Below are 13366 nucleotides of genomic sequence, written 5' to 3' on the forward strand. Positions count from 1 at the left end.
TTACGTGCCGCCCCGTCGCAGGCTTGGCTTGGCTGGTCTTGTCGGCTGCTTGCTTGCTTACTTCGCGCCGTCGATGATTTCTTTGGGGATCGGCACGCCCGCGTACTTCAGGTGGATGTCGTTGAGCTTGCCGTTGGCCAGGTTGGTCTTGATCCAGCCGTTGACGGCGGCCATCAGCTCGGGCTGGCCCTTGCGCATGGCCACGCCCAGCTGGTACGACTGCAGGATGAACTTGGTCTCGAAGTCGCGCGAGGGGTTCTTCTTGGCGATGGCCGCAATGATCGGCGGCGTGATGGCCACGATGTCGGCCTGCCCGGTGGCGGCTGCGGTGATGGAGGCGGACTCGTCGTCGAACCGCACCACCTTGGCCTGCGGTGCGCGCTCGGTCACGATCTTGTCTTGCGGGCCACCACGCGTCACGGCCACGGTCTTGCCGGCCAGGTCTTCGATGCTGGTGAGCTTGAGGCCCTTGGGCGCGCCCACGGCCGCCTGGATGGCGCCGTACGGAATGGAGAAGTCCACCGCCTTCTGGCGCTCGGGCGTGATCGACAGCGACGAGATGATCAGGTCCACCTTGTTGGACAGCAGGTTGGGGATGCGCGACGAGTTGGTCGTGTTCACGATCTCCAGCGTCAGGCCCAGGTCCTTGGCCAGCAGCTCGGCCGCTTCCACGTCCGAGCCCACGGGCTTCATCTTGTCGTCCACGTAGCCATAGAACGGCGCACCAAAGTCGATGCCCACACGCAGCTTGCCGGCGGACTTGATGTCGGCCAGTTCGGCCATGGCGGGCACGCACAGGGCGGCGGCGCTGATGGCCAGCAGGGTGCGGCGGAGGATGAGGGAAGTGGTCATGGTGTTGTCTCCTGGTGGTTTTTGGATAGGAAATCGAAAAGGGCAGGGCCTCAGTCACAGCCCATGGGACAGAAAATCGCGCAGCTCGGCGGTCTGCGGGTTCTTGAGCATCGCGCCCGGGCCGGTCTCCCACACCTTGCCTTCGTGCATGTAGATGATGGTGTCGGCCACGCGGGCGGCAAACTCCATCTCGTGGGTGACCAGCACCATGGTCATGCCGCCCTGGGCCAGGGCCTCGATCACGCGCAGCACCTCGCCGGTGAGTTGCGGGTCGAGGGCAGAGGTCACCTCGTCGAACAGCATCACCTGCGGCTCCATCGCCAGCGACCGGGCAATGGCCACGCGCTGCTGCTGCCCGCCCGAGAGCTGCTCGGGGTACGCCTGCGCCTTGTCCGCCAGGCCCACCTGCTGCAGCGTGCGGGCGGCAATCGCGCGCGCCTTGGCCGTGGGCATGTTCTTCACGGCCTTGGGGGCCAGCGTGATGTTCTGCTCCACCGTCAGGTGCGGAAACAGGTTGTAGCTCTGGAACACGATGCCCACGTCCTGGCGCAACTGGCGCAGGTCGATGGCCGGGTCGTGCACCGCGTGGCCGCAGACGTTGATCGTGCCGCTGTCGATGATCTCCAGCCGGTCGATGCAGCGCAGCGCCGTGCTCTTGCCCGAGCCGCTCTTGCCGATGATGGCCACCACCTGGCCCCGGGGAATGGCAAACGACACGCCCTTGAGCACCTGGTTGCTGCCAAAACTTTTGTGGACGTCTTTCAGTTCCACCACGGGCTTTTGTGACTGTGACTGTGGTTGTGACTGTTGTTGAAGCGGTGGTTGTGCAGACAGCGCAGCTTGCGCAGAAGCTTGCATGGCAGCGTCTTGGGCCAGGTTCATGGTGTCGTCTCGTTTCATGCGGTGGTCACAGGCACAGTGGCTGGGCCACGGTTTCCAAACTGCTGGCGCTGCTCCAGCTTGCGGCTCCAGACCGACAGCGGGTAGCACATCGCAAAGTAGACGATGGCGATCAACAGGTACACGGTAAAGGGCTGAAAGATCGAGTTGTTGATGAGCTGCCCGGCACGCACCAGCTCGATGAACCCCACGATGGACGCCAGCGAAGTGTTCTTCACGATCTGCACCATGAAGCCCACCGTGGGCGGCGTGGCAATGCGCACGGCCTGCGGCAGCACCACCAGCCGCATGCGTTGGGTGCGCGACAGGGCCAGGCACTCGGCCGCCTCCCACTGCGTGCGCGGCACCGACTCGATGCACCCGCGCCAGATCTCGCCCAGATACGCGCTGACGTAAACAATCATCGCAATGCTGGCCGCCACGATGGCGGGCAGCTCCAGGCCCGCAATGGACAGGCCGAAGTAGCACAGGAACAGCACCACCAGCAGCGGCGTGCCCTGGATGATCTGAATCCACGCAATGGTCGCCCAGCGCACCGCCTTGATCGGGCTGACACGGCACAGCGCAATCACGCCCCCGGCCACGCCGCCGCCCACAAACGCAATCAGCGACAGGCCGACGGTCCACAGCGCGCCCCACAGCAGGTACTGCAGGTGATAAGAGTTCAGTCCGCCATCAATCACAGGCGCACCTCCATAGGGTTGTTGCTTTTGTTTTGGCTGTAGCCGTTGTCGTTGTTGTCGTCGTCGTTACCGAGCTGGCAACTGAGCGGACAGGCTCGAACCACAAACACCCGTTCAGGCTGAGCTTGTCGAAGCCTCACGCAGCGCCTGGGCAAGCCCACCGTGAACGGATGACGGCCGGACGAACCCGGCGTCAGTGGCCTGCTCATCGCATGCCCCCAGAGGCGCCGAGCCTGCGCTTGCGCGTGAACACAATCTGCCCGAACACCCACAGCCCCAGCCGCATCAGCAGCGACAGCGCCAGGTACGCCACCGCCACCAGGATGTAAGCCTCGAACGGGCGAAAGGTCTCGGACTGCACCCGCGCCGCGACGGCGGTGAGTTCCTCCACCGAGATCTGCGAGGTGATGGACGAGGCCAGCATCAGCAACACGAACTGGCTGGTGAGCGCGGGGTACACCTTCTCCATCGCCGGGCGCAGCACCACGTGCCAATACACCTGCCGGCGCGTCAGGCCCAGGCACTCGGCCGCCTCGATCTGGCCCTTGTGGATCGAATCCATGCCCGCCCGCATGATTTCGCAGGTATAGGCCGCCACGTTGATCACCAGCGTCAGCAGCGCCGCAGCAAACGCCGACACCTTGAAGCCCAGGCTGGCCAGGCCAAAGAACACCAAAAACACCTGCACCAGCAGCGGCGTGTTGCGCAGCACCTCCACATAGGCACCGCAGGCCTTGACCAGCCAGCGCTGGTCGCTGCGCCGGCCCACGGCCAGCAGCGTGCCGCCCACAAAACCGATCACGGTGGCCGGGAAGGACAGCAAGATGGTCATCCAGGCCCCTTCCAGAAACTGGGGCCAGTTGGCCAGCACGCTGGCAAAGTCGAACTCGTAGGTCATGAGCGGGGCAGCCGTGCGCGTCAGTCAGCGAGTGTGCTGGCGCGGCGGCCAAAAGCTGGCGGCTTGCCCTGTGGGCGCAGGCGAACGTGAGCGTGAGCGGAAATACCAGGCATGTCTTTGTCTCCTGCGTGATCGGCCTGGCACGCGTGCCAGCCGTCACAACCTAGGGTTTGTACTGATGGTTTCTGATGCCTTTGAGCATCGAACGCCGAGTGATAGTATCCGCAGAATCCATCAAATACCAGCAAGCTGGATGATGGTTTTTGATTGAATCGCACATGGCCCAAACCCCGCCCAACCCCATCAACCAGCGCAGCCCGCGCATCCCCGACATCGCAAAGCTGTCCGGCGTCTCCACCGCCACGGTCGACAGGGTGCTGAACCAGCGCTCGGGCGTGCGCAACGCCACCGCGCAGCGGGTGCTGCAGGCCGCTGCCACCCTGGGCTACCTGCCGCAGGCCGAGCTGCACGCAGCACTGCAGCCGCAGCCCCTGCGCTTGATGGTGCTGATCCCCGAGGGCAGCAACCGCTTTCTGCAAATGCTGGGCGACGTGATCGGCTACGCGCAGGACCACTGGGCACCGTTCAACGTGCGCTGCCAGGCGGCGTACATCGAAAGCTTCAACCCCGACGCGCTGGCCAAAGCGCTGCTGCACTACGGCAAGGGCTGCGACGGCATCGCCTTCATGGCGCTGGAGCACCCCGTGGTGCGCGAGGCCGTGGCCCAGCTGGCAGAGCAGGGCGTGCCCACGGTCACGCTGATATCGGACTTGTCCAACTCGCGCCGCGTGGCCTACGTGGGCCTGGACAACCGCGCCGCAGGCCGCACCGCCGCCTACCTGATCGCCCGCTTCATGGGCCCCCTGGCCCACAGCCGCAAGGCGCACGTGGCGATGATTGTGGGATCACTGCGCTACCGCGCCCACGAGGAACGCGAGGCGGGTTTTTTGCACCTGTTTGAAGAGCAGTTCCCCCTGGTGCAGGTGGTGGGCGTGCGCGAAGGCCAGGACGACGCCGAACGCAACTACCGCCAGGCCCGCGCGCTGCTGGAGCAGCACGACGACCTGGCGGGCATCTACAACATCGGCGGCGGGGCCGAAGGCATCGGCCGGGCGCTGAAAGAGGCGGGCGCGGACCGCAAGATCGTGTTCATAGGCCACGGCCTCACGCCGGATACGCGGGCGCTACTGATCGACGGGACGATGGACGCGGTGATCACGCAGAACCCGCAGGGGGCGGTGATGAACTGCGTGCGGATTTTTGCGAATCTGCGGGATGGAAGGGAGCCGACGAGTGGGGTGGAGACGACGCGGAGTCAGGTGATTTTTCGGGAGAACTTGCCGTAGGGGTGGTGCTGCGCCGCGTTGGAGGCAGGCCTACAGGCGGGCGAATGCGTGCTCTGTATTGGGATACCTAGGCTGAGCGGGCTCATTGACCGCTCAAGGATGGTTACGGACCTACAGCGCCCGATGGCGAATGAGTACTATCGGCCAGAAGCAGTCGCTCGCTAATCGGATGCGAACTCGCTAGTGAGCAGTCATACGCACGGTTCAGGCGCCCCCTCAGAAAGAGTTCTCAGAGCAGGACACTCGCTCGGCAAAGCAAAAGGCCCCCCCAGACCATAAGCCGCTGCAGAGTGATCTGCGGCGGCTTTGCAGCGTGTGGCGCGCGGTGCGGAGAGCGTGCATGGGTCATGCGTCCGACAGCAGGGCTGTGCGCACCCTGTAGCGCAACAGATGCACGGCGCTCGCTGGTCTATGGGGAACTCCCCTAAGCGAGCCACTCGACAAACTGTCCAGTGAGGGGAGCCCAGCCGCCCCTATCATCGGGCGCAGCTTCTTCGCCCCCTGTCCCCTACAACACAAGGACCTCATGCCAAACGCACGTTACCGTATCCGCCAGTCCAATCAGGACATCGCTCTGAAGCAATTGCAGCGCGGGATTCCCGGACACCTGATCACATCTGGCTATCTCCAGAACCCCGGGGAGTTCGCTAGCACGCACTATCTGGCTCGGGCGTTCGAGCTGCTGGGAACGGAGTGTGAACTAGACGGTGAAGACCTGTTGTTCGTGGCGCTGTCGAACGATGAGCGCGACCAGACGCACGGCATCTGGAGTCTGATCGAGGAGTTCGTCGAGGAGGTGGGTACGGCACCGCACGGCGCGGAAGACCAAGAAGACCAAGAAGACCAAGAAGACCAAGAAGACCAAGAAGACCAAGAAGACCAAGAAGACCAAGAAGACCAAGAAGACCAAGAAGACGAAGAAGAGCGGTACAAGTTCGATCGTTTCATGTCGCAAATGAAGCGGGAGCGGCTGAACGAAGAAGAGCTTGATGCCCTGATCGCAAGCGAAGGCACCGTGGATTTTCGTGATTCGGACGGCTGCACTCCGCTCATCACGGCGTGCGAAAGCTACCGCTGGGCGATCGAGAACCATTTCTACGCTACCCAGGAAGACGATAGCGAGGAAGATGACGAGGATGGGGAACGCAGCGCGGAAGACCGCGCACAGGAGCGGGCACAAGACTTGGCTGAGGCCGAAGAAGAGCTTGCGATGCACATGTTCAACCTGCAAGCCGTGTTGCGCCGTCACCCGGACGTGGCCGCCCGTGCCAGAGATGGTAGCGACGCCATGGGCTATGCGGCTGCGTCAGGGAGCGCCGAGTTCATCGATCTGCTGCTGTCACATGGCGCGCAGGTCAACGCAGGCACCTTTGCGGCTGCGGTCGAAGGCCTTGCCATCGATGTGGTACGCACTCTGGCCGACCGCCATGCCCATCTTGCCGCGCCGAACCTGGTTTTGGTCGCCTGTACCTCCTCTAGCGACAGGCCCCACAAGTTGGAGATGGTGAAGTACCTTGTGGAGCATCTGCACGGTGATGTGAACGCCCGCACGAACCTGTCGATGTGGTCGATGCAAGGCCGCGTGCGCCGCCAGGGCACCCCCCTGATGGCTGCAGCGCTGACCGACGACCTGGCGGTGATGGGCTACCTGTTGTCGGCTGGTGCCGATGTGCACGCGGTGGACGTGTATGGGAACACGGCCCTGCATTACTGCAGCGGCCAAACGTGGATAGCAGGCGACACCGACGCGATGTGGTTTGCGGGTGAAGAGAACGCGCAGGTCGTCGAACTGCTGCGCCAGCATGGCGCCGATGACAACGCCCGCAATGCCGCCGGCAGAACGCCTGCCGATCTGGCAGCAGACGAAGCATAGGGCGGCTGACGCCTCAGGCAGTGCCAGGGCTGCGCAGATGGCTTCCAGCGTGGAGAGCTGGTGGCCTGCATGGGCCTTGCGGATGCGGTAGTGCGAGGCGGGCAGGGACCGCAGCGCGGGGTTGGCGTAGAGCATCTTGCGGCTCTTGCGCCAGGTGCCGTCGATCACGGCCAAGCGCAGCGTGGTGGTCCATACTGCTGAGCCGCTGATCTCTGCGGGTCAAATGAACGTGATTGAGTTCCACGCCCAGAATGGCTATACGACCAAGGTCAACCAGCCAGACCGTTTCATCTTGGATCAGGACCCGGGGAAGGCGTGTCGTGGAAGATGCTGCAGGAGGCGGCGGAGCTCACGCGCGTAATGCTCACAGAACTGGGGCTTGCGAGCTGGCTTAAGACCAGCGGTGGCAAGGGGGTGCATGTGGTGGTACCTCTGACAGCGATTTCTAAGCTCACGACAGACGGCGACGTATAACAGCGCAAATCTGGCGACTGTCCGCTTTGGAGCGAGGTTTACAGACAATTTGGGCGCTCGGCGCCCCGGTGCGTGAGGCAGAATCCGGCCACAAGCAGGCATACGGCAATGCAAGAGTTTCCATTCATACGTACCCCCGACATCTTCGTTTTGACCGTAGATGTGGATACGCCTGGACTGTTGCGAAGCTTCTTTCGAACTGAATGGGGCGAATCGAACGAGGAACTTTGCTTCTTTGATGGCATGTTGCTGGGCCTCGTGGAGCCGCCATCCAACGCAAGCAAGTTGCAACTTTCGTTGGTTCCCCGATTGGACCCGCATCGCACATATCCATGGCCGACCGCGAGTGATTTTGCCGATGCGCTATCTGCGATTTGCGACGCAGCTCGAAGCCGGAACATTTGGTGCGAAGTCGATGCCGACCAGTATCCGGTGACCTTGATTTCCGACCCGGTGCTAGTTGCCGAGCAACTGAAACAGGTGCTGGCCTTCTGTAGAGGTCAGTCCGAAGTTTGCCCCTCGTTTTCCACAGGAGGCGCCTTCCCATTTTCGTGAGGCGAAGTCGGCTTCGGGCCCGCTAGCGTCCTTCGCTGTGGGGCTGAATTCCGCCAGGAGCAGACATCTTTGGAGGCGACGGTTAAGCATGAAAACAGACAACACAGAAGGACCGGAACGGGGGATGCTCCTGTCCCATCCGGAGTGGGCTGGCCTTGAGCATTTGCCGGCACGAGAATTTCTGCAAGCAGTGAAGGCGCGAGATTTAGAAGTGGCTGAGATGCGCGAGATTGCTCGGCTTGCGACTAGAAAAGCGTTGGAGGATTACCAACCTATTGCGCCCGAGGTACCGCTGGACTTGACTGTCCAGATTGAGGGTGGCGAGTATGTTTTCCAACTGTTCGGGTTGACAGAATCGTGTCCACCGGTCGTGTTCGCCACAGCTCGGGTCAATCCCAGAAACCGGTCAGTGGCGGTCAAAGTGTCAGGCTTGGCTCTACGCTCTGACTAGCCTTCAAAGGACCGCTTTGGGCCCGGAGCAGTCGGCCAGTTCACCGCTACAAAGCCGTCATCTGACGATGACTAGCGCCATGGCGTGGCCCAGCCCCGTGCGCAGGCTATTGTGTTTGTAACGAATTCGCTCACGGACTTGATCCAGCAAACGTGTGGCGCGCAACGCTGGAGGGGCGGCGGGTTTCATGGTCAAATTTAGGACTGTATTTGTATACAGAAAACGTGCCGCGCAGCTAGCCTACAAGCCCCTTGCGGCGCTTTTCGCGTGCCGATTTAGACCGGAGGCACCAGATATGGCCTGCGGCTTGGTGCGGTCTACATCGCGTTGGGCGTCAGCAGCAAGATTCGACTATGCGTACCGTTGAAAATGTCAATGCAGATCTCGCGGCACTCTGGAAGCAGTCTTTTCCAGAATCGGGCAAGGTCTATGCGCCAATGCAATACGCGGAGCCGCAGGCCGGCTCGCTTGTGTTTGTCGGCTTGAATCCTTCCTTTTCGAGCAAAGGGTGGAAAAGTCTTATCCGCCGCTCCACTACACCAGAGCTTGATCCACATGCCTTTTTTCAGTGGCCAAGCTCACATGACTTTGACGTAGGTCTTGCGCACAAGCTTGAGGCTCTGGCTCACGAGCATTACCCATTCTTTGCGCCACACCGTGCGCTGGCAAAGGCACTGAATACCACTTGGGAGCACTTCGACATCTTTGCGTATCGCGAAACGGAGCAAGCGAAAATGCGTACCTTGGCTATAGTCAATGGAGGTGGAATCGAATTGACGGAGTTTGGTAAGCAGCAGTTCCAGCTATTTGAAGAACTCTTGGCGCTCGCCAAGCCGTCTGCTGTAGTGGTCGTCAACGCTCTTGCTTCTCAGGTCTACCTCAAGATGCGTCAGCCTGCCTTTGATTCAAACCTCGGCTATCACAAGGATCGGGATTCTCAAGTTCCAGTCTTTTTCTCTGGAATGCTTACTGGAACGAGAGCGCTGGACCGATTCTCTAAGGACCGCCTCTTTTGGCAGGTCGCGAGCGCACTTGGAAAGTCATGGCAAGCGGACGCCCAACCCGTCGTTCCAGCGGACGCCTGACGGCGCCGCTGAACTCAAACGTTAGGTCTCCAGTGAAAGAACTTCGCTTCCCGAAAGAGCTGACCGTCCGATTTCATTTGGATGGCAGCAGCCCCAAAAGCAGCTCATCTGGCGAAGCTGGAGGCGATGAGCTGGCAACGATCGAGAAGAACGGCTCTGAACTCATCATGGCCGCCGTGATGCTCGAGGACCGGATGATCGAAGCGGTGAGCAAATTGCTTTTCGGCAATGCCGCCGAGACCCGCAGAGCGCGAGAGTTCTTTGCGGAGGAAATCATGGGAACATCTGATTTCTCTTATGCCTTTAAGCGCCGAGTGTTCACGAGACTCCTCGAAAGCACCGAGGCTCTCGACTCGAGTGGCATCAAAGAGCTAAAGGCCGGCCTTAACAAGGTCATGGAGTGGCGCAACGCTTTCGCTCACGGCAAGGTACTGCACGAGCACAACGCAGGATATGTGCTGCAGTACTACAGCGGTGGCCACCAAGAGCTGGCACTAGATGATGCGTTTTTTGAAAGGGTCGAGAGCACACTTCGCAACTGTCTCTATGCCTGCAACGGGGTCATCCAGGCTAAGTAGCTGGAGGCCTAACAAATCGTTCAAGCCGACGCCGCGTCGCGGCGCGGCTTAACTGAGGTGTCGAATGTCTGCTGATTGATTCCATCAGCAACCGCTCTTGGCCGATAGTACGCGTTCGACGCGGAAGAGCGAATGACTCCAGCAGCTCCAGAGCGGAAATAGCGTTTCGTAGTTGCTACTGTATTTGTAGCTATTGCCGCTTTATTGATCAGCGCTAGAGCGTTTTTGTTATTTTTTCACCGTGCCTCCTTGCGAAGCTTTGCGTCCCTACAAGTTCAGCCAGCGCGCCACCCAGTCGCGGGCGCAAAAAGCGGTAGTTCCGAGTGATCGCACTACTGGGCACAGCGTTCTGCCCGGCCGGTAGCAAGCTGGCTCAAAGGATACGGCGGTGGCTGACGAGATGAAGGATTCTGCTGTCTCGCCGGCTGTAGGAGTACATGTGCGGGCTCTGGACCTCCTGACGCTGCTGAGCGATTTCTAGGTACTACGGATGTACTGCTGATGCGTAGACAAAACCATCCTCGCCCCTTTTCGTACGGCGGCATGATGGGAAAATCTCTCATTCCAGCCTAGAAGCGATGTGCTGATAACCCAAGAGCCGGGAAGTGTTGGCACTCAATCTCTCTGCGCCCCCGTTTCCCTGCCTTTCCCTCCCCATGAAATGTCCAACATGCCAGTGGCACAACCCCGGCGAAGCAACCCAATGCGTGATGTGCCGCGCCCCACTGGTCAGCGGCGGTGAGCCTGACTTCACTACAGCCTTCCCGCAGCAGCCAACCCCCGCCGCAGCGGCCACACCGGTCGCCGTCCTCCTGGCCACCGACCTGAGCCGCACCGTCGCCACGGTGATCGATGGCCTCCAGATGCTTGTCTCAGTCGCGGTGTGGCTGGTGGTGGTGTGGGACATGTCCTGGTCCATCTGGCCCAAGCTGCTGGGCGCCGTGGTGCTGTTTTTTCTGCCAGCATTGCTCGACGCAGGACCTGGTTCGCTGGGCAAGCGGTGCCTGAAGATTCAGGTGGTGACGACACGTGGTGAAAAGCCGTCGCTCGCCATCAGCATCTGGCGGCACTTCATCAAGTACGTCCTGCACATCGCCATGCCCATTGTGTGGAAGCTGATCGAGCCATGGCTGACCGGCGGGCGGCACCTTCACGATGTGTGGGCAGGCACCACGGTCATCGAGCGCTTGCCTGCCGGTGCCCGTGCGGCCCGCGCCGCGCCGGATCTGTTTCATGAAGCGTTGATCGCGCAGGCCCAGGGCGTGCAGGCCGGCGCAGCGCCACAGGCCCCGCTGCGGGCCGATGTGAAGAACGCCAGGCAGCAAGTCACGCGGGCGTCCAGGGCGTTCGATACGTTCAAGAACCTGCTGGCGTGGTGCATTGCGGGTGCGTTGCTGTGGCTGTTTGTACCGGCGGTGTGGTCTCTGTACCGGGAGTCTCAGGACCCCACGATGTCCGCCGTGTCAGACGCCAAGGCCGCCACCAAAAAGCTCACGCACCTGCTCAGCCAGCAATTTGAACAAGGCCAAAGCCTGGAGCTCGACTGGAGCGACCCAGCCTTGGCAGCGCTGGAGGCTGAGATGGGTACCGTGTTCACCAGCATTCATACGCAGCCCCGTGGGCCCGTCACGCTGCAGATCAAGAGCGGGCCGGTGGCGGGCAAACACATCGTGCTTACGCCGGAGTACAACTTCAGCAACAAGGCCATCAAAAAATGGACCTGCGGCAGCCCTGACATCGAGCGGTCCCAGCTACCCACCGGCTGCAAGGCCACGCTGAGCACGGCGCCCACCACCCCTTAGATTGGTTGGTGGCCGCCACTTCAGCGCGGCACCGATCGCACCCAGACAATACTGACGATGATGATGACTGCTTTGTCCCAGCACCAACACCTTCTCGACCCTGCCGTTCTCCACCACCCCCAACGGCAATTTGCCTTGAAGGTGATGGACCTGCTCAAGACCCGGCAGTTCGACGCGCTCCAGGCGCTGCTGGCGCCCAGCTGGGTGGCCTTTGAGTCGGGTGCGTTGTCTGACCTGGGGCTGTCGCGCGCGTGGTCCCACATGGGCCTGCAGCGGGCCGACCTGATCGAGCCCGCCCAGGCGTGGGTGCAGGCGTACCCCGACAGCTTTGCGGCACTGCTGTTCGCGGCGCAATTGCACTGCGCCGTGGCTTGGCAAGCGCGCGGTACTTGCACGGTCGATGCCACCAGCGAAAAGCAATTTGCGGTGATGCAGCAGCATTTCGATGCGGCGTTTCCGTACCTGCACCGCGCCCTGGCGGCGGCCACGCGGCCCACGCTGGCCATCGCGGTCGGGATCACGATGGCGCGTGCGGGCAGCGATGATCCTGACCATGACTACATCGCGCTGGCCCAGCCCCACTTGCCGCACAGCCCGGCGCTGTATGGCCGCTTGATGTGGGCGCTGAACCCCAAGTGGGGCGGGTCGCTGGCAGAGGTCGACGCGTTGTTCCGCTCCGCGCAGCAGTGGAGTGCATCGTGGCCTGACGAGGAGCGCAAACGTGTGCATGCCACCCACCGGTCAGAACTGGCAGACGTCGAGGAGTGCAACGGTGATTCGGACCGCGCCATCGCCTTGCTCAACGGCATCCTGCACGAAGCGCCCGACTTCGACGCAGCGCATTCCCAACTGGCCAGCCAATACCGTTACCAGGACCAGATGCAGCTGGCCGTGGACCACCTGCTGCGCGCCGTGCGCATCACGCCGGTGGCGGACCGGTTCGACCGGCTGGGCGACTATTACGAAGCGCTGGGCCAACAAGACGTCGCCATGGCGTATTTTGAAGAGGCCATGCTGTGGGGCAGTGGCAGCGCGGCGGGCTCCGTGGCGAATTGGCTGAGCGACCAGCTCAAGACCGCACGCGCCGACCAGCGCCCCGCGATCGAAGAGCAACTGGGGCGGGTGGCCTCCTACGGCATGCAGCAGTTTTCGCCCAGAACCATGTTCGTGATGGGTGCCATCGAGTTCTTTCAGCGCGGCGACGACGCCGCCAAGTTGCGCGCGTACGACTGGTGGCGCGAAGCCGCTCGATGGGGACACAGCGGTGCCATGTTCAACCTGGGCATCGCGCACTTCGACGGCGAAGAAGGTCAGCCCCTGAACAAGGCTTTGGCCATGCAGTACTGGGCACGGTCGGCTGCGCTGGGTCATCTGTCATCCCACGAGCGCCTGGGCAAGGCGCTGCTCACCGGCGACGGCATTGCGCAAGACCTGGAAAGCGCCGCCTACCACCTGGAGATCGCGGCCGATGGAGACAACGTCTATGCCATGCGCGACTGGATTGGTTGCCTGTGGTTCGGTCGGGGCACGCCGCAGGACCGAGGCGCTGCCAAGCAGTTGCTGCAACGCCTGAAGGCGCTGAGCCCGGATATGTACGCGTCGGCCCGCGAGCGCATCGGCCTGGGCGCCAGCATCAAGAACTGGGCGGGAAAGCTGTTCGCCTAGGGACCCTCTCACGAATCATCGCGCCGTGTGCATCTGCGGTCTCGGGCGGCCTGCGGCGTTGCAAATACTCGCAATAGCTACGGCTATGGCTACGGTTACGGTTACGGCTATGGCTATGGCTATGGCTATGGCTATGGCTATGGCTATGGCTATCGCTATCGCTATTGCTATGGCTATTGCTGCGTTTTGCGCCTTGAACTCCAT

General features: G+C 61.8%; 12 protein-coding genes and 2 pseudogenes. 9 read left to right on the top strand and 5 right to left on the bottom strand.

The genetic code is table 11. From position 1 onward, the window contains the following. Positions 1–57 precede the first annotated feature (57 nt). The 4 genes from ACIGHN_RS18285 to ACIGHN_RS18300 all read right to left on the bottom strand — a co-directional run bounded on the left by ACIGHN_RS18285 (position 58) and on the right by ACIGHN_RS18300 (position 3333). Positions 58–852: a transporter substrate-binding domain-containing protein gene (locus tag ACIGHN_RS18285; RefSeq protein ID WP_396505457.1), complete on the bottom strand. Its 795-nt coding sequence runs from the start codon at positions 850–852 to the stop codon at positions 58–60. A gap of 54 nt (positions 853–906) precedes the next feature. After that, on the bottom strand, positions 907–1734 hold the full coding sequence (locus tag ACIGHN_RS18290; RefSeq protein WP_396505458.1) for an amino acid ABC transporter ATP-binding protein: 828 nt from the start codon (positions 1732–1734) through the stop codon (positions 907–909). Positions 1735–1748: 14 nt separating this feature from the next. Beyond that, a complete protein-coding gene (locus tag ACIGHN_RS18295; protein WP_396505459.1) occupies positions 1749–2435 on the bottom strand; it encodes an amino acid ABC transporter permease in 687 nt (228 codons plus the stop codon). A gap of 205 nt (positions 2436–2640) precedes the next feature. Continuing rightward, on the bottom strand, positions 2641–3333 hold the full coding sequence (locus ACIGHN_RS18300; protein WP_056168940.1) for an amino acid ABC transporter permease: 693 nt from the start codon (positions 3331–3333) through the stop codon (positions 2641–2643). 278 nt (positions 3334–3611) lie between these two features. Here ACIGHN_RS18300 and ACIGHN_RS18305 point away from each other — a divergent pair, with 278 nt between their 5' ends. After that, positions 3612–4679 (top strand): LacI family DNA-binding transcriptional regulator, encoded by a 1068-nt coding sequence (locus tag ACIGHN_RS18305; RefSeq protein ID WP_396505460.1) that lies wholly within the window; start codon positions 3612–3614, stop codon positions 4677–4679. A gap of 526 nt (positions 4680–5205) precedes the next feature. Continuing rightward, positions 5206–6552 (top strand): ankyrin repeat domain-containing protein, encoded by a 1347-nt coding sequence (locus tag ACIGHN_RS18310; protein WP_396505461.1) that lies wholly within the window; start codon positions 5206–5208, stop codon positions 6550–6552. 21 nt (positions 6553–6573) lie between these two features. Here the strand turns inward: ACIGHN_RS18310 and ACIGHN_RS18315 are convergent. Beyond that, positions 6574–6732, bottom strand: a pseudogene (locus tag ACIGHN_RS18315) (DTW domain-containing protein); the annotation flags it as partial. Between the two features lie 43 nt (positions 6733–6775). On the opposite strand from ACIGHN_RS18315, the pseudogene ACIGHN_RS18320 reads away from it, so the two are divergent. The 7 genes and pseudogenes from ACIGHN_RS18320 to ACIGHN_RS18350 all read left to right on the top strand — a co-directional run bounded on the left by ACIGHN_RS18320 (position 6776) and on the right by ACIGHN_RS18350 (position 13162). Continuing rightward, positions 6776–7026: pseudogene (locus ACIGHN_RS18320) on the top strand (DNA primase small subunit domain-containing protein). Positions 7027–7134: 108 nt separating this feature from the next. Beyond that, positions 7135–7581 (top strand): hypothetical protein, encoded by a 447-nt coding sequence (locus ACIGHN_RS18325; protein ID WP_396505248.1) that lies wholly within the window; start codon positions 7135–7137, stop codon positions 7579–7581. An 88-nt stretch (positions 7582–7669) separates the two neighbouring features. Then, a complete protein-coding gene (locus tag ACIGHN_RS18330) occupies positions 7670–8032 on the top strand; it encodes a hypothetical protein (protein ID WP_156370485.1) in 363 nt (120 codons plus the stop codon). 353 nt (positions 8033–8385) lie between these two features. Further along, complete coding sequence (locus tag ACIGHN_RS18335; RefSeq protein WP_396505462.1) at positions 8386–9117, top strand: hypothetical protein; 732 nt, start codon at positions 8386–8388, stop codon at positions 9115–9117. A 32-nt stretch (positions 9118–9149) separates the two neighbouring features. Then, entirely contained in the window at positions 9150–9695 is a 546-nt protein-coding gene (locus ACIGHN_RS18340; RefSeq protein ID WP_396505463.1) for a hypothetical protein, read from the top strand. A gap of 656 nt (positions 9696–10351) precedes the next feature. Then, positions 10352–11497 carry an RDD family protein gene (locus ACIGHN_RS18345; RefSeq protein WP_396505464.1) on the top strand — a complete coding sequence of 382 codons (1146 nt, stop codon included), beginning with the start codon at positions 10352–10354 and terminating at the stop codon, positions 11495–11497. A 63-nt stretch (positions 11498–11560) separates the two neighbouring features. Then, complete coding sequence (locus ACIGHN_RS18350) at positions 11561–13162, top strand: hypothetical protein (protein ID WP_396505465.1); 1602 nt, start codon at positions 11561–11563, stop codon at positions 13160–13162. Positions 13163–13366 lie beyond the last annotated feature (204 nt).

It is taken from the genome of Acidovorax sp. NPDC077693 (assembly GCF_044542805.1).
In the GTDB taxonomy this organism is placed as follows: domain Bacteria; phylum Pseudomonadota; class Gammaproteobacteria; order Burkholderiales; family Burkholderiaceae_C; genus Acidovorax.